The organism is Gulosibacter macacae, assembly GCF_003865375.1.
GTDB lineage: Bacteria > Actinomycetota > Actinomycetes > Actinomycetales > Microbacteriaceae > Gulosibacter > Gulosibacter macacae.
The window spans coordinates 1-457 of record NZ_RQVS01000031.1 but is presented as its reverse complement, the minus strand read 5'-3'; the positions used below and the strand labels follow the sequence as shown (position 1 = coordinate 457).

The 457-nt window shown below is 57.8% G+C and carries 1 rRNA gene; it reads right to left on the bottom strand.

Going from position 1 to position 457, the window contains the following annotated elements:
• Positions 1 to 278: 278 nt before the first annotated feature.
• Positions 279 to 457, bottom strand: a 16S ribosomal RNA gene (locus EG850_RS13110); the annotation flags it as partial.

The window sequence follows — 457 nt, the reverse complement described above, 5'->3', positions numbered from 1 at the left end:
ACCAGCAGCCTGATCTCGATCGCAATCGACACCAACCCAACCGGTCTGAAGGAGACTGTCCAACCACCAACGTGGCCGGCCTGGTCCTCCAGGACCCAACAACGTGCACGTACGCCCACCCCCAACACCGAGCATTTCCAACAACCCAAAAGTTGCGTACTCACTCCATGTCAGATCCTGACGCACACATATCAAATGTTCCACCCATGAGCCACCCGCCAACCACACTCGGGCTGGAACGGGCTGCTGGACACCAAACGGTGCCAACTGCTCCTTAGAAAGGAGGTGATCCAGCCGCACCTTCCGGTACGGCTACCTTGTTACGACTTAGTCCTAATCACCGATCCCACCTTCGACGGCTCCCTCCAAAAGGTTAGGCCACCGGCTTCGGGTGTTACCGACTTTCATGACTTGACGGGCGGTGTGTACAAGGCCCGGGAACGTATTCACCGCAGCG